The sequence below is a fragment of the Paenibacillus sp. CF095 genome (genome assembly GCF_900101225.1).
Taxonomy (GTDB): domain Bacteria; phylum Bacillota; class Bacilli; order Paenibacillales; family Paenibacillaceae; genus Paenibacillus.
Genome location: NZ_FMZN01000001.1, coordinates 4098264 through 4113563, shown reverse-complemented (window position 1 = coordinate 4113563; position 15300 = coordinate 4098264). Strand labels below are relative to the sequence as shown.

15 protein-coding genes are annotated in these 15300 nt (G+C 47.5%); 11 read left to right on the top strand and 4 right to left on the bottom strand.

Translation table 11 applies throughout. The annotated features are described in order from the left end of the window. Positions 1 to 12: 12 nt before the first annotated feature. From BLS69_RS18225 to BLS69_RS18210, 4 genes are read left to right on the top strand one after another with little or no spacing between them, the layout of a single operon-like run. Positions 13 to 1008 (top strand): ABC transporter permease, encoded by a 996-nt coding sequence (locus tag BLS69_RS18225; RefSeq protein ID WP_091034201.1) that lies wholly within the window; start codon positions 13 to 15, stop codon positions 1006 to 1008. Then, positions 1005 to 2012 carry an ABC transporter permease gene (locus BLS69_RS18220; protein WP_091034200.1) on the top strand — a complete coding sequence of 336 codons (1008 nt, stop codon included), beginning with the start codon at positions 1005 to 1007 and terminating at the stop codon, positions 2010 to 2012. Before BLS69_RS18225 ends, BLS69_RS18220 begins: the two co-directional genes overlap by 4 nt. A 2-nt stretch (positions 2013 to 2014) precedes the next feature. Further along, on the top strand, positions 2015 to 2971 hold the full coding sequence (locus tag BLS69_RS18215; protein ID WP_091034196.1) for an ABC transporter ATP-binding protein: 957 nt from the start codon (positions 2015 to 2017) through the stop codon (positions 2969 to 2971). Beyond that, positions 2961 to 3572, top strand: a complete 612-nt coding sequence (locus BLS69_RS18210) for an ABC transporter ATP-binding protein (RefSeq protein ID WP_091034192.1) — start codon at positions 2961 to 2963, stop codon at positions 3570 to 3572. The genes BLS69_RS18215 and BLS69_RS18210 overlap by 11 nt, the downstream gene beginning before the upstream one ends. Before the next feature lie 185 nt (positions 3573 to 3757). Here the strand turns inward: BLS69_RS18210 and BLS69_RS18205 are convergent, their stop codons facing one another. Next, positions 3758 to 4948: a MalY/PatB family protein gene (locus tag BLS69_RS18205; protein WP_091034190.1), complete on the bottom strand. Its 1191-nt coding sequence runs from the start codon at positions 4946 to 4948 to the stop codon at positions 3758 to 3760. A 410-nt stretch (positions 4949 to 5358) separates the two neighbouring features. Between BLS69_RS18205 and BLS69_RS18200 the strand changes: the two genes are divergently transcribed. Continuing rightward, positions 5359 to 6045 carry a stalk domain-containing protein gene (locus BLS69_RS18200; RefSeq protein WP_091034188.1) on the top strand — a complete coding sequence of 229 codons (687 nt, stop codon included), beginning with the start codon at positions 5359 to 5361 and terminating at the stop codon, positions 6043 to 6045. A gap of 130 nt (positions 6046 to 6175) precedes the next feature. Here BLS69_RS18200 and BLS69_RS18195 read toward each other — a convergent pair whose 3' ends face one another. Beyond that, complete coding sequence (locus BLS69_RS18195; RefSeq protein ID WP_091034186.1) at positions 6176 to 8185, bottom strand: S9 family peptidase; 2010 nt, start codon at positions 8183 to 8185, stop codon at positions 6176 to 6178. Positions 8186 to 8707: 522 nt separating this feature from the next. Here BLS69_RS18195 and BLS69_RS18190 point away from each other — a divergent pair. From BLS69_RS18190 to BLS69_RS18165, 6 genes are all read left to right on the top strand, one after another. Next, positions 8708 to 9265: an STM3941 family protein gene (locus BLS69_RS18190; RefSeq protein ID WP_091034183.1), complete on the top strand. Its 558-nt coding sequence runs from the start codon at positions 8708 to 8710 to the stop codon at positions 9263 to 9265. A gap of 39 nt (positions 9266 to 9304) precedes the next feature. Then, on the top strand, positions 9305 to 10171 hold the full coding sequence (locus tag BLS69_RS18185; RefSeq protein ID WP_091034181.1) for an aldo/keto reductase: 867 nt from the start codon (positions 9305 to 9307) through the stop codon (positions 10169 to 10171). A gap of 225 nt (positions 10172 to 10396) precedes the next feature. After that, positions 10397 to 10783, top strand: a complete 387-nt coding sequence (locus BLS69_RS18180) for a GntR family transcriptional regulator (protein ID WP_036606428.1) — start codon at positions 10397 to 10399, stop codon at positions 10781 to 10783. Then, a complete protein-coding gene (locus BLS69_RS18175) occupies positions 10776 to 11474 on the top strand; it encodes an ABC transporter ATP-binding protein (RefSeq protein ID WP_091034178.1) in 699 nt (232 codons plus the stop codon). Before BLS69_RS18180 ends, BLS69_RS18175 begins: the two co-directional genes overlap by 8 nt. Further along, complete coding sequence (locus BLS69_RS18170; protein ID WP_091034176.1) at positions 11471 to 12211, top strand: hypothetical protein; 741 nt, start codon at positions 11471 to 11473, stop codon at positions 12209 to 12211. The genes BLS69_RS18175 and BLS69_RS18170 overlap by 4 nt, the downstream gene beginning before the upstream one ends. A gap of 179 nt (positions 12212 to 12390) precedes the next feature. Further along, a complete protein-coding gene (locus BLS69_RS18165; protein ID WP_091034173.1) occupies positions 12391 to 12894 on the top strand; it encodes an LURP-one-related family protein in 504 nt (167 codons plus the stop codon). Positions 12895 to 13014: 120 nt separating this feature from the next. On the opposite strand, the gene BLS69_RS18160 is transcribed toward BLS69_RS18165, so the two are convergent. Next, the gene (locus tag BLS69_RS18160; RefSeq protein ID WP_091034170.1) at positions 13015 to 13899 is read right to left on the bottom strand and encodes a WYL domain-containing protein; all 885 of its coding nucleotides are present in this window, start codon (positions 13897 to 13899) and stop codon (positions 13015 to 13017) included. Next, positions 13847 to 15202, bottom strand: coding sequence for a helix-turn-helix transcriptional regulator (locus tag BLS69_RS18155; protein WP_091034167.1), 1356 nt, complete (start codon positions 15200 to 15202; stop codon positions 13847 to 13849). The genes BLS69_RS18160 and BLS69_RS18155 overlap by 53 nt, the downstream gene beginning before the upstream one ends. Positions 15203 to 15300: the final 98 nt, after the last annotated feature.

Here is a 15300-nt window from a genome sequence, read left to right as displayed (position 1 = left end):
GGGAGAGATTGGATGACAGGCATGAATGGATGGGCCAGATTTGTTGGTTTTAAAATGTTGCGACTTGTATCTTTATTGGTTGGAGTCAGCGTGTTGTCGTTTATATTAATGCAATTTTCTCCTGTTGATCCGATCGAAGCCTACATTGGTGGAGACATGATTAGGGTAAGCGCCGAACAGCGCAGTTTAATTGAAGAACGTTGGGGATTGAATGAATCTCCCATGGAACGATTGCTAACCTGGGGACAAGCACTGATTCAGGGAGATTTGGGAACTTCGATGATCTACAGACAGCCTGTAGCGGATATTATCCAGGAACGATTCATGAATTCTGTCGCACTTATGGCTGTAGCTTGGATATTATCCGGCATCATTGGTTTCACTCTTGGTGTAGTTGCTGCCATGAGACGGAATTCGAAGCTGGATCGTCTGATCTGTTGGTATTGTTATACGCTGGCCTCTACGCCGGTATTCTGGATTGCGCTGTTGCTGCTGATGGTATTTGGGGTGTGGCTCGGATGGCTTCCAGTTGGTCTTGGGGTACCCGCAGGGCTGTCGGCTGATCAGGTCACATGGGGAGATCGGGCTATTCATATGATTCTGCCAGCGTTGACCCTCAGTTTGACCGGGGTAGCTTCCATCGCTTTGCATACCCGGCAGAAGCTTACGGATGTAGAGGAGTCAGATTATATTCTGTTTGCAAGAGCGCGGGGTGAGCGTGGATTTCAGCTGTTCCGTAGACATGGGTTCAGACATGTTGTTTTGCCAGCGATAACGCTACAGTTTGCTTCGTTCAGTGAACTGTTTGGTGGGGCTGTGCTTGCAGAGCAGGTATTTTCATACCCTGGCCTTGGTCAGGCAACGGTTCAGGCGGGGTTACGTGGAGATGTTCCACTGCTGCTCGGACTTGTGATGTGCAGTGCAATTTTTGTTTTTACAGGTAATATGGTTGCAGACATTCTGTATCGCTTGATCGATCCACGGATGAAGGAGGAGCTGATGTCATGAAGCAGACGGTAGAACGCTCCTCTGAGCAGACGACAGAAACAGCCAAAATACAGAAAGTGAAAACTGCGACTCAAGAGGCAAGGTACAGCATTAATCCGGGGTTACTACAAGCTGAGACTGGAAAAGGAACAGGAACAACACGCCAAACGAGAAAAGAATATACGGCTGCCAGCAATCAACATTTCCGAAATCCTCGTCAAAGAGCGGTGATCTGGGGAAGCCTCGCGGTGATCTGGATTGCCGTTGTGTGGTTGACGGGCAGGCTGCTTCCGGCTGGTTCTACGCTGACTTCACTAATGGATCGGAATTTGGCTCCAACCTGGGCGCATCCATTTGGCACAGACTGGCTCGGAAGAGATATGTTCATGCGCACGTTAAAAGGATTGGCAACCAGCATTCAAGTGGGATTACTTGCTGCATGTGGTGGTGGAATGATCGCAATGTTATTGGGTTTGGCAGCCGCTTCAAGCAAGACTGCTGACCGGGTGATCTCATGGATTATCGACCTGTTCCTGAGTGTACCTCATCTGGTATCGCTGGTTATGCTGGCCTTTGTATTTGGTGGAGGTTTGGCAGGAGTGGCGGCAGCGATTGCGCTGACTCACTGGCCGAATCTGGCCCGGATTGTAAGAGCGGAGATGATACAACTGAAATCCGCAGAATACATTCAGATTTCACATAAGTTAGGTCAATCGCGGTTACAAATTGCGGTGCAGCATATGCTGCCACATCTGGTCCCGCAACTGTTCGTGGGCGTACTGCTAATCTTTCCCCATGCGATTCTGCATGAGGCAGCCATTACGTTTCTGGGGCTGGGGTTGTCCCCGCAACAACCGGCAATTGGAATTATTTTGTCAGAGTCGATGAGATATTTATCTGCTGGCATGTGGTGGCTTGCCTTTTTCCCGGGACTGGCACTGTTGCTGGTTGTTCGTGCGTTTGATGTATTGGGCAACAGTCTGAGGACATTGACGGGGACAGGTAGTTCAAGGGAGGTGAGGTAAATATGGCTCTTCTTGATATTGAGGGAGTATCGGTGTCATTTCGGCGCGCTCGCGGCTGGTTTGGGCACGAACAGACTTATGTCATTCAGAATCTGGATCTTTCCATAAACGAGGGTGAGATCGTGGCTGTTGTAGGTGCAAGTGGATCGGGTAAAAGTGTGCTGGCGCAGGCCATCATGGGCATTCTGCCTGCAAATGCCAGGTTGGAGGGGCGTATTAGCTATAGCGGCGAGCCTTTGACCCCAGAGCGGCAGCTTCATCTGCGTGGTGAAGAGCTGATGTTGATTCCACAATCCGTCAGTTATTTGGACCCTTTGATGAAGGTGGGAAGGCAAGTTCAGCCGGTAACCCGAAATTCGGGACGGAAGCGCGGCTTCATAACTCGATCCCATATGAAAAAGACGGAGCAGGAGCTGACGGAGCGATATCATCTTCCTCAAGGAACAGCCGGAAAGTACCCGTTTGAGTTGTCCGGAGGTATGGCAAGGCGGGTGTTGATGGCTACAGCGACCTCGGGTCAGCCGAAGCTGATCATTGCAGATGAGCCGACACCAGGCATTCATCCCGAAGTGCTGGCCGAGACGATGAAACAATTTCGCGTACTCGCAGATCAAGGTGTAAGCATTCTATGGATTACTCATGATATCACGACAGCCCTCACGGCAGCCGATCGCATCGCTGTATTTTACGCGGGTGCCAATGTAGAGACGGCGCTGGTTGATGATTTTAAAGGGAATGGAGAACGTCTGCGTCATCCATATACAAAAGCGCTCTGGAATGCGTTGCCGCAGAATGGATTTCAGCCACTTCCGGGCTCCCAGCCATTGGCGGGTCTAGAGATTGCAGCAGGATGTTCATTTGCTCCCCGATGTAGCGCGGCAACCGTTGCATGTACCCGCCAACGTCCAGAGCTTCGTCAGATACGAGGCGGAGAAGTGAGGTGTTTCCATGTCACTTGAAGCACGAGATGTGAGTTACCGTTACGATCAAAAGTCGTGGGTGTTCCAGCAGATGAATATGCAGGTGCAACGGGGAGAAGTGGTTGGCTTGTGGGGACCAAGTGGCTGTGGGAAAACAAGCCTTGGTCGCATTCTTGCAGGATATGCCGAACCTGTGGCAGGGCAAGTCCTTTTGGATGGGAAACCACTCCCACGTACAGGAGTATGTCCGGTTCAGCTGGTGTTCCAGCACCCGGAGAAGGCTGTGAATCCACGCTGGCGGATGCGTCGTGTACTTCAGGAGGCGTTTGTGCAGGATGAACAGTTGCTCGAAGCTTTGGGTATTCAGCAGACCTGGCTGGACCGCAGACCGGGTGAATTATCCGGTGGAGAACTGCAACGTTTCTGTGTAGCGCGAGCACTCGGTAAAGCGACACGTTACGTGATCGCAGATGAGATGACAACGATGCTGGATGCAATCACTCAGGCACAGATCTGGCATACCGTGATGGAAGTGGCTCGCCAGCGTGATCTTGGGCTATTGATTATAAGCCATGATCGGGATTTGCTGAACAGATTGTGCGACAGAATTACACCGATGCCGATATCGATGTCACTGTAATTTTAATTATGTTTTGAATAAATAAAATGATCGCATACAAAAGGGGTGCCCCTTGTGAAGTCATTGACCATGAATGTGAGTCATGGACTTGACTATGGGGCACCCCTTTTCCCTTTTGACAAATATTCGCCATTTAACGAACCGTACACGTTCTGTTCGCAACGTACATTGATGTAACTGACAGCTTATTTGCCCGACAAATTGCTTAGCAACGCAGATAACCTGCGCATCGCCTCTTCAACCGTGGAACGTGGACAGGCTACATTAATACGCATGAACCCTGTACCCTCTGTTCCAAAGAAGCTCCCGTCATTGAAAGCCAGCCCTGCTTCATGAAGAAGCATTTTGCATAGTTGTGCATGTGGGATATTCAGTTCCCGGAAATCCATCCATAACAGATAAGTTGCTTCAGGCAGATGCATTTTAATCTGAGGCATATGTTCCGCAACATATTGCTGTACATATTCCATATTTCCACAGATATAGGCAATGCACTCATCCAGCCATTCCTCGGCTCCGTTGTATGCAGCTTCGGTTGCAACAGCCCCCAGTGTACTGATACTGGCAAGTCCCATCGTTTTTACACCCTGCGCGAACGATTCCCGCAACTTGGCATTGGGGATGATGATGTTGGATGTGCAGAGGCCAGGAATGTTGAACGTTTTGCTTGGAGCTGTACAGATGATACTTAGATCAGAGACGGCGTCCGAGATCAGGGTCAGAGGTGTATGAGTTCCGCGCTGATGAACAAGATCGGCATGGATTTCATCTGAAACCATCAGTACGTTGTATTGCAGACACAGTGACGTAAGTCCTTCAAGTTCCTCACGAGTCCATACCCGTCCAACCGGATTATGAGGACTGCACAGAATCAGCATTTTGACCCGACCGGTCTGCAAGCTGGATTCCAGTTGTTCCAGATCCATCGTGTAATGACCGTTATTCTCTACTAAAGGATTGGTGATCAGTTCACGACCTTGACCACGTACGACTTCATAGAAGGGCGCATACACCGGAGTTTGGATGACCACTGCATCTCCCGGATCAGTGAATTGTTGTACCGCAATGCTGAGTGCAGGCACAATACCTGGAGTGAATACGATCCAGTCATCGTTAATTTTCCAATTGTGGCGCCGTTCCATCCATCCTGCGACAGCTGCATGATACGCCTCAGTCCGTACTGTATAACCAAAAATTCCGTGCTCCATCCGTGTTTTCAGGGCCTCAATAACGGATGGTGGAGCAGCGAAATCCATATCGGCCACCCACATCGGAAGCGCATCAGCAACGCCGAAGATATCCTCAAGTGCATCCCATTTTTCTGATCCGGTAGCGATCCGGTTAATAGACTGATCAAATGTACTGTTATTGTTCATCGTATAAATCCCCCTTGAATTCCGTTCCTTCGACCACAAATCGACAAATAATTATCTAATACATTGATTAATTTCGCAACTGTTGTGCGTGTATGATTAGCTTCATATGTATGGTCCGGAATTCAGGACTTTATTCATATAAGAACAACTTAACGAGCGAGAGTACAGCGGGTATACGACAAAGACTATTTTTGTACGCCCTTGGTCCTGTTTTGTTCATTTATCGTTTACAACCTCTTGTTAGATGCTATTATATTGCTAACATTTGGTGGAACAACGGGCTGTTATCCGAATAAGCTCGTGCCCATACATGATGAGCATAACTACATGAGTCTTTCGCGTACATCGAGCGATCGTCTTGAATCGTATTATGCATAAGGCTGACATTTGAACTCAGGAGGCGTTTAGGGATGAAAAGCAAAAAGTGGTTGATTGCTGCGGGTGTGTTTGGCATGGTGTTAACCGGATCGGCAGGTGTATATGCAGGTACACAACTGGAGACGATCAAAGCTTATCTAAACCATGGGCTCGCCATCGAAGTGAACGGACAGAAATTTACACCGACAGGTGACCAGGGCAAAAAGCTTGCGCCAATTACATATCAAGGCAGTACATATCTCCCCGTTCGTTCGATTGCCGATGCGTTGAAGACCGAAGTGAAGTATGATTCCCAAAACAATAAAGTAAGCATCGGCTCTTCAAGCTCTTCTGGCGGATCAACATCCACAGGCAACAGCGGATCGCAACCATCTACAGGCACGAACACACAGGCGGCAGGTGTGAAGTCCAAGTATCTGCCAGCAGATTTCCCATTACCGAAAGATGCGAAGGCTACAAGTCTCATTGAGAACATAATGGATGGTGACAAAAAAGTTGTTCTCACGTACACAACGAAAGAAACGTTGCTAACCGTTGGAACATCCTACAAAGACTACTACCAGACCAAAAACTTGAGCCAGAACACTCAGGATATCCAGGCAGACGGCTTCAGCATCGTCGGTCGTAAAGATGGGAAATATGCCGTAACCATCACAGGTTCGGTGTCTGCAACCAACAAGGATCTGAATGAAATCACCGTAGTGTGGGGCGAAGAGTAATCTTTCCTTCTATAAAAGGTGAACTCTAAAAGCCGCCCGTTGAAATCATTACAGATTTCATTGGACGGCTTTTAGAGTTGAATCCATATCTGGTTCTATACTCTGAATTAATATTCTAAATATTAGTCCGTTACAAGTACTCGTTAAACCAACCGGCAATATGCTCCAGACGACGTACTCTTAAGTGGGGATGACCTCCACGGGACAACTCGTGGTTGGCACCTGGGAAACGAACAAGACGAGTGGTCTGTTTGCGTCGTTTCAACGCAATGTATAATTGCTCGGCCTGCTCAATCGGACACCGCAGATCCTGTTCGCCATGCAAAATGAGCAGCGGAGTACTGACGTTGCCGACATAAGCGAGCGGGGAATGTTTCCACAGTTTTTCCGTGTCATCCCACGCGTTACCACCAATTTGATCTTCTGTGAAGAAATAGCCAATGTCACTGACACCATAGAAAGATAACCAGTTGGAGATGGAACGTTGGGTAACAGCGGCTTTGAAGCGATCGGTGTGCCCAACAATCCAGTTGGTCATGAAGCCACCATAACTGCCGCCGGTTACGCCCAATCTGGATTCATCAATAAACGCATACTGGGACAGGACATAATCCACGCTCTCCATAAGATCGCGATAATCGCCACCGCCATAATCTCCGCGACAGGCGTTTACAAACTGCTGCCCGTATCCGAGTCCCCCGCGTGGATTGATGTATACAACAGCGTAGCCTTGTGCGGCGAGAATCTGGAATTCGTGCATAAATGTAAAACCATACATCATGTGCGGGCCGCCATGAATCTCAAGAATGGTCGGGATTTTGACCCCGTCGACCATGCCACGAGGTTTCATGATCCACCCTTGCAGCCGCAGGCCATCCGAGGAGTTGAACCAGAAAGTCTCTGGTGCACTAAGATGGATATCCTCCTCAAGCTGTGGATTGCTGCGGGTGAGCTGAATCGGTTCTACACCGGAATCTTCCGGTTGTTCATACATATAGAGGTCACCGGGACTTCGCGTATCAGCAACAGCGGCAACGATCTGACCGTTTTCCAATTCCGCAAATTGATAAATCTCCTGTTCGTCAGGCAATATATACTCGGCACTGCTGCCGTCTCGTGCGAATTTGGCGATGCGTACACTACCATGAATGGTCGCGAGACAGAGGATGGATGAACCATCCCGACTGAGTACAGGCCCCGTGGTTGTCAGATGTGATCGCATGTCACCAACAATGCTGTGATTTAACTGTACGTCCCAATCCGTGCTTAGACATACGGGCTCACCACCTGATATAGGAAGGGTATATAGCTTCACAAGCGTGGCATTTCCATAAGAACGGTCATTGGCGAGCAGGGCCAGGGATTGTCCATCCGGTGCAAATGTCAGTCGGCTGAACGTATATCCTTCCGGGGTCAATTGCTGCACATCTGTTCCGTCTGCCTTGGCAAGGTACACATGATTGGTTAGGGTATAGTCATTATGATCCTCGCCTTCTTCAGGCATTTGCGTGATCCATACGATGGATGTTCCATCCGGTGACCAGGCGTAGTCACCAACGTCATAATGACCTGTAGTTACAGGGCTAGCTTCTGCGTCGATTAGCGCGATGGTGAAGAGATGGGAACGTCTTCCGTCCCATAATCCACCTGCATCTGATTTCATGCGAATGCGGTCCGCGACATGTTCTTGCGGCAGTTTATGGTCATTGTCTTTAGAATCTGTAGGTTGTAATTCTTCTTCTCCGCTCATATCCACGGGTGATTTCACAAGTAAGGTATGGCCATCTGGTGACCAGAGAAAGGAACTGACGCCATGTTTCAGGTGACTGATTTGCTGGGCTTCTCCGCCATCTGATGCGATAATCCACACTTGAGATTTCCCATCAACCTCTCTTAAAAAGGCAAGCTGAGACCCATCGGGCGACCAGGCAGGGGAATGATCCTTCTCACCAGATGTAAAGGGCCTGTCCTTCTGACTCCCCAGATGAAGCAGCCTTAGGTGAGAACAATAACCGTCACGTGCTTCATTCGTTTTCCGGCTTACATATACCAGTTGTCCGCCTTGAGGGGACGGAGTTGGATCGTTAACCCATGTAATCTGATAAAGATCTTCCGATGTTATGCCGCGCTGACTCATCATTGTTTGTCCTCCCACCATGAATTAGAATTGGCTAATTTCCTAACCTTTCCATTTATATTAACGGAAAGCTAGGGACAGGACAATAAGTGTAATGAAGGAGGGTAAGACATTTAACAATGAATATTAATTGAATTAAATTTTTGCACGTAACGTAGAGGACAGAAATAACCTGAAGAAGCGGAGCGTTCGCCTTTATCCCCGGATTTTCACTTTGAAAAAGTGGAATCGAAAAATCTGGGGATAACAGCGATCGGAAGGTTGTTCTGTCATCGGAGTGGTCAGTGCAAACATTCTTTGTTCAATTCATATAGGTGTGTTAAAAGGATTTGCTCGAAGGATGACGAATCCTAATGTTGAATAAGCGCAGAAATGACGAAAAATGGTCTTAATTTAATGTTTAACATTGGTGAATTTGGTTTAATGTACAATGCAATTCCTGTTCAACATTCAGGTATTTGGTTCATAACCATTCGTTTATATAGAACTTGTATGATTCAGTCGCAATGGAGGAGGAACGTCACGTTGAGCACATCCTATGAGCAGCATGTAGAATATCCAAACCGGAAACGAATGGCGTGGCTTACGGCAGGGGCGGCACTCTTTGTGGCAGCCGGATTTTTTTTGATTTTTGATCGTTCTTCAGTTACGAATGATTCCATCCTCTCGGGTGTGATTGGACTTCTATCCATTTTGTTTTTTGGGCTATGTTTCTGCTACAGTTTGGTAAAGATGATTAAGAAGGAACCTTCTTTTGTGATCGATGAGGATGGGTTTGTGGATGCATCTTCTTATACCGCAGGAGGGGCAGTGGCCTGGAGAGACGTTGAGAATATTTTTATGTATGAATTGATGGGACAGAAAATGATCGGGGTCAAATTGCGGGACGAGAAAGCCTTTCTGGATCGCCAGAACGGGATGAAACGCAAATTGATGACGGTCAACAGCAATATGGTCGATGCGACCATCAGCGTTGCCCAAAGCAGCCTCACAGTGCCACTGGATCAATTATATATCATGATGATGAGCCACTGGAGACATGTGAGTGATAACATGATTTATGATTCGTATCATCGTCGTTAGAGTCAATATCCATCGAGTCTTCAGAATGGAGGAATATAGATGTTGCATGCTGATCAGACGCGCACGGTTCTGCTTCCAGATGGAACTGCCCTGCCCGCGATAGGACAAGGCACATGGTACATGGGAGAGAAGCAATCCAGCCAGGAAGAAGAAGTACGGGCACTACGTTCCGGTATTGAACTGGGAATGACCGTGATTGATACGGCGGAGATGTATGCAGAAGGTGGGGCAGAAGTCGTTACGGGAAAGGCCATCTCAGGCCTGCGTGATGACGTTTTTCTCGTATCCAAAGTATATCCCCATCACGCAGATCGCAAGCAGATGATTACAGCCTGTGAGCGTAGTCTGACGCGTCTTGGTACAGATCGCTTGGATCTGTATTTGCTTCATTGGCGCGGAGGAATACCGCTCGAAGAGACTGTCCAGGCCTTGGAACAATTGAAGCAATCCGGTAAAATCCTGCGTTGGGGTGTCTCAAACTTGGATACAAGGGATATGCAGGAATTATGGTGTTTGCCAGAGGGTTCTCAGTGCATGGTGAATCAGGTGCTTTACCATGCAGTTTCGCGTGGTATTGAACATGATTTGCTCCCGTGGATGCGGGAACGTAGCGTTCCTGTAATGGCGTATTGTCCACTGGCTCAGGGGGGCAGACTTCGCAGTGAATTGTTGGAGCATCCAGTCATTCAGAAGATTGCGCAGGATCGAGGAGTTACAACTTCGCAGATCGCATTAGCCTGGGTGATCAGGGACGGAGATGTGATGGCGATTCCCAAGGCGGTACAGCTGAATCATGTGGCAGACAATGCAGCAGCAGTGAATATCGTTTTGACACCAGAGGAACTCACACGGTTGGATGAGGCATTTCCTGCACCTAAAGGCAAAGTACCTCTAGATATCGTGTAGCTGGCTCTTTTTTTTTTGGACAAGCATATGAATAAGATAACAATACGACTAATAAGTTATGCAGAGCAGATCTTCACGATCTGCTCTTTTTTTGTATGTATTTCGATAACCAAAGCTTGCTCATCAACTGAGCGATTATATATTTATAACAAATGGGCTTTACAACACTATTTCACTAGTGTACTATGTAACTAACACACCAGTACAGAGAGGAGCGAGAGCTTTGTGACTATAGAATTTGATAACAATTTACCAATCTATCTGCAGATCATGCAGTATATCAAAAGACAGATTGTAACCGGGACACTTCAGGCAGGTGACAAAATTCCTTCGGTTCGTGAACTGGCGGCTGAATTACAGATCAATCCCAATACAGTACAACGGACATTTCAGGAGCTTGAGCGGGAAGAAGTGGTCGAAACCAAACGGGGCTTGGGCAGATATGTGACCAGTGAGGAGCGGAAGATTATGACGATCAAAAAAGAGATGGCCGGTGAATTATTGGAACGTTTTCTGACCGGAATGCAGGAACTGGGGATTGAAGAGCAGGATATCTTATCCATCGTAGCCGATGCCGTTGCGGAAGGAAAGGGAGGAACAACGCATGAGTAACATCCTTGAACTGAATCAGATCAATAAGACATATGGCAATAAGAAAGCGCTCAGTAATATTACTTTGGATATTGCTCCAGGACGAATCGTAGGTCTGCTGGGTAGCAACGGCAGTGGCAAAAGTACGCTCATGAAGCTGGTTGCAGGTTTGCTGCATCCGAGCAGTGGAACGATTCAAGTCACAGGTAAGCCTGTGGGGCTGGAGACTAAGTCACTGGTTTCATTTATGCCGGATCGTCCATTAACCGAAAAGTGGATGAGAGTGCGGGATGCGATTGCGTACTACCGCGATTTCTATGCTGATTTTGACGAGGAGAAGGCACGGGAGATGCTCGATTTTATGAACCTTGTCGAGAGTGACCGGGTACGGCATCTGTCAAAAGGGATGAATGAAAGACTGCAACTAACACTGGCACTATCCCGTAAGGCTCGTCTGTATTTGCTGGATGAACCGATTGGGGGAGTAGATCCGGTTGCGCGAGGCAAGATTCTGGATGCGATCGTCAAGTTCTATGATGAAGACAGTAGTCTCATCATCTCCACGCATCTTGTGAATGATATCGAACGGATTTTTGATGAAGTTGTCTTTATTCGCGAGGGCGAGCTGGTGATGCGGGAAGAAGTAGAAACGCTCCGTCTGAAATATGGGAAAAGTGTGGATGAGATGTTCAAGGAGGTCTATGCGGAATGATGACATTATTGAAGTATGACTTTAGAAGGAACTGGAATACACTGCTGGCTGGGCTAGTTATTTTGATTATCGCTCAAGTGGGGCTTTCCCTTTTCGTGTCTGAGGTCACAGGGATTGTGCTTGGCATTATGGGTTATGTTGGAGTTGGTGTGGCTATTTATGTGAAAATGATTAAAACATACACGTCCAATATCCGCTCTTATAATCGCCGTCTGTTACCCGTAACGGGCCTATCACATGTGTTGTCTCCTTTGATCTTTGGACTACTTTGCGGGTTGGGGTTAGTCATTATTTTTACGACTCATGCCTACATCTATATCTCAATGAAGCTCAGAATGAACATGGCTAGCAATATTGATCTTTCGGGTCTGCATGTTTCGGATTATATTAGTTTGTTGCTGTTTAGCGTATGGGTTATGGTATTCATGACCGTCATTATCTTCCTTTCGATCTCGATTGCAGGCAGCTTCCGCTGGAGAACGGGACCATGGATCGGAATCGTTGCATTCTTTGTCCTCGTTAATCTGATTGGCTGGTTGGAGAATATTATTACGACTGGACGCTTCAGTCCAAATGAGATGTTCCGGTATACGGAAGAAAGTACAGGTATTGCAATCACAGCCAATGGTGTATTATGGTCGGACGGCATGTGGGGAAGCATTGTATTTGAAGTCATTGTGGCGGTCATCTTGGTGTGGGCTACCATTTATCTGAACAACAAAAAAGTTGAAGTCTGATGACAGGATAACTTGAACATGATGCGAGCAACCAAGGTTGCTCGTTTTTTACATCCAGTAATAATCCACTTTTTGAATCCACTACCATTAATTATACGTATATATAGATATATTGTGTGCTCGATGCGAGATTAGGTTAAAGAGAACAAAAGGATATGTAAGCGAAAGGAGGAAGCGTTATGGAACTATACTTCCGGGATAACTTTTTTAACGCGGGTTACACCGAGATTATGAATCCAAATCAGGAACAGGCAGGGCATCTGGATTTGAAAAGTGTCTTTGGTTCTTCGCTCGATGTATCAGATAACTCGGGATTGGTCTGCAGCGGCAAATTTCGCATGTTAACGAATCGTTGGGACATCACTGCAGCAGATGGGAGACATCTGGGTGTGTTGCGGGCGAGATTCAGTTTTTTTAGTAAAAAGTATGAATATGACGCAGGATCACGCGGTACGTATGATGTGTCTGCTCCAGCATTTTCGCAGGAATATGATATAAGTGGCAGTGGTGGCCGCATCGTGGCCAGTTTCCGTCGCACCAGTGGCTGGTTTAGTTCAGGGGCATTTGTATTAGATAACCAGTCGGAACAACTGGACACGTATGAATTAATTGCAGTGGTCATGGGCGTGCACGCGATTAACAAAAGACGGAACTCGGCTGCCAGCAGTGGTGGAGCAACGTAAGTGGAACAAGTAGAGTTGCTTTCCGCTGCTAGTTTTATTATATTTTCACGAACAAACAGGTATAGCAAAAAAAGGTTTGGATGAGATTATCCAGACCTTTTTTTCGTATATGGGACCAAATCAATGACCATCGGCTTTCGCAAGGGAGCCTTCCTCACGTTGGCGGTGCTGAACTTCATTGGAGCATTCGGAATGCGTATCAGGATCTTTTTCCGCATAACGTGCCAGTGCCTTGGCAGCTGTTTCGGACATTCGCTCCTGCAGCACTGTGTGGTCAGCGATTCGAACCCGTTTGCCGAGAAAACGCATCTTGGATAAGACATAATCCATCTCATTCCGCGGAACGGTCAGCTCGATTCGATACGTCTGCTCGGCTTCCAGGTACTCGACCTGTTTCTCAAAGCAGGAGAAGGCATAGAGGATTCGGGACAGTTCCTGATTGAACTCGGGCAGTACCTCGATGGTGATGGTCGTTTTACGCTTCTCTGTTATCGCAGCAATTCGGGCAGTGTAACCAGAAGCGGTATCCGTTTCAACCGGTTGGGCTTCCATGGTAACGATGCTGTGCAGCTTGGTGGACATGAGCTTGTCGAAGCGAGGGGCGTACCAGAGCACGTACCATTCTTTTTTGACCATGGAATACTCCAGTTTATACGGGAAGCCAAATTCATCCTGGCTCGTGCGTCCATTGCGGACGCGACCGATCAGCCGAAATCCCTGATGATGCAGAATGATTAGCCGTAACTGTCGAAGTAGTGGATGGGAGACACTGTTTTCTTCACTTTTGGCTTTTTCGGTCAGGTAATCCTGAAGGTTCAGGTCCTGCTCACCATTTAACATGTTGTGCATTTTATCCAACGTTACAGCACTCAGCGCTTCTCTCGCAGCAGGATGATTCAGCATCATGCGAAGCCAGGCCCGTTCCTGTGAGGTCCAGGTGAATAGTCCGGTTTCATTCAATCGCGTCATCATCTGATAGTTGAACATCTTCTCGAACAGGTTCATAATATTCCGCAATCTCCTTCCATTCCTTGATCATCTCCTGGCGTAGTCTCTGAGGTGCGATTATTTCGCAGCTTGAGCCAAAACTCCGTAACCACGGTTTGATCTCAGTGGTACCGTTGACCTGGATTTCGTAGAGAAAGGTATGGTCCGTTTCGGGTATAATCTTGCCCCATTGACCTTGCAGACGAACCCGATCCAGAATGAAGTTGCGCTGACCACGCTCAGGGTGGAAAAAGCGTGCTTGAACCGTCACGGTATTCCCCGTATCCACGAGCCAACTGTAGCGACTAATGTCGGTCCACTGTTGCTTCAGTTCAAGCATGTATTCCTCTTCTACTGAATCTTGTTCCTCCAATTGGGTTATGCCTTCCATGCGGAATTTCACAAAGCCACGGCGGCCCTGATATCCAATTACATACCAACGACCATACTGATGGTCATAAATCACTTCAAGGGGCACGATCCGATTGGATCGACCATCTGCTTCCCGTTCAAAGCGTGGATTCGTATTCTGTGAACTGTAGCTGGATGGTTTTTTCGGTGAATAGTATAGGAACTGCACGCGTTTGCGCTGACGAATCGCACTAAGCAGCGTGTAGAGATGAGCTTCGTCCAGAATACGAGAATAATAGTGATACTTATAGATATAGGGCTCAGTAGCTTCTTCTTGCGGAAAACTTGCCGTAATGGCTTTTTTCAAACTGTCCCGCAATAAGTACCCCTGTACGGAAGGAACTTGGGTATTCGCCATCATATCCACAAAATCATACAACTCCAGCTGTTCCTCCACTGTTAATTGGGTAAGGACATCTTGTTGTAAAGCATATCGATACGGCCTGCCACCTGGCTCTTTCCGTATAACCCCAACCTCTTCCAGATACTTCAGATCGGAACGAATGGTTTTCTCGTCAGGTAACGCCAGATCTTCCGGCAGATCAGCACAGCAGGCATCCAGCAGTTCCATCGCGGTTAAAGTTTTATGTTGTAAGGTATGCAAAAGGACGGAAAGACGCTGAACTTCAGTCTCTTTCATCGACTTGGCGCGGAAGAGGAAGAGCAGCATTGGTTCAGCGGATTCGCCATACTGGAAGCGGACGAGATCCGCCATTTCCCGGCTTGCTTCGGCACCTGAGCGTTGGTCGGCGACGGTCTGCATGATTTCTTTTAATCTGCGATTGGTTTTATCAAAGGTATGTACGGATATGCCAAGCCGCTCGGCATACTGTTTACGGTTATATGCACCGCTTGTTAGGGATAACATGCGTAAGAACTGAATTTCTTTGTCAAAACTCTCTCTTGCCATGAATATTCACTCCTTGTTATCCCTTCATTGTAGCAGGATGAGCGGCAGGTTTCATTTTAAAGTTATGAAGGTCGACTCAATTTCAAAAATTGAGTCGT

Excerpts from the sequence above, each read along its gene's own strand:
- BLS69_RS18225 (WP_091034201.1), top strand. The coding sequence starts at position 13 with ATGACAGGCATGAATGGATGGGCCAGATTTGTTGGTTTTAAAATGTTG.
- BLS69_RS18220 (WP_091034200.1), top strand. The coding sequence starts at position 1,005 with ATGAAGCAGACGGTAGAACGCTCCTCTGAGCAGACGACAGAAACAGCC.
- BLS69_RS18215 (WP_091034196.1), top strand. The coding sequence starts at position 2,015 with ATGGCTCTTCTTGATATTGAGGGAGTATCGGTGTCATTTCGGCGCGCT.
- BLS69_RS18210 (WP_091034192.1), top strand. The coding sequence starts at position 2,961 with ATGTCACTTGAAGCACGAGATGTGAGTTACCGTTACGATCAAAAGTCG.
- BLS69_RS18205 (WP_091034190.1), bottom strand. The coding sequence starts at position 4,948 with ATGAACAATAACAGTACATTTGATCAGTCTATTAACCGGATCGCTACC.
- BLS69_RS18200 (WP_091034188.1), top strand. The coding sequence starts at position 5,359 with ATGAAAAGCAAAAAGTGGTTGATTGCTGCGGGTGTGTTTGGCATGGTG.
- BLS69_RS18195 (WP_091034186.1), bottom strand. The coding sequence starts at position 8,185 with ATGATGAGTCAGCGCGGCATAACATCGGAAGATCTTTATCAGATTACA.
- BLS69_RS18185 (WP_091034181.1), top strand. The coding sequence starts at position 9,305 with ATGTTGCATGCTGATCAGACGCGCACGGTTCTGCTTCCAGATGGAACT.
- BLS69_RS18175 (WP_091034178.1), top strand. The coding sequence starts at position 10,776 with ATGAGTAACATCCTTGAACTGAATCAGATCAATAAGACATATGGCAAT.
- BLS69_RS18170 (WP_091034176.1), top strand. The coding sequence starts at position 11,471 with ATGATGACATTATTGAAGTATGACTTTAGAAGGAACTGGAATACACTG.
- BLS69_RS18165 (WP_091034173.1), top strand. The coding sequence starts at position 12,391 with ATGGAACTATACTTCCGGGATAACTTTTTTAACGCGGGTTACACCGAG.
- BLS69_RS18160 (WP_091034170.1), bottom strand. The coding sequence starts at position 13,899 with ATGAACCTGTTCGAGAAGATGTTCAACTATCAGATGATGACGCGATTG.
- BLS69_RS18155 (WP_091034167.1), bottom strand. The coding sequence starts at position 15,202 with ATGGCAAGAGAGAGTTTTGACAAAGAAATTCAGTTCTTACGCATGTTA.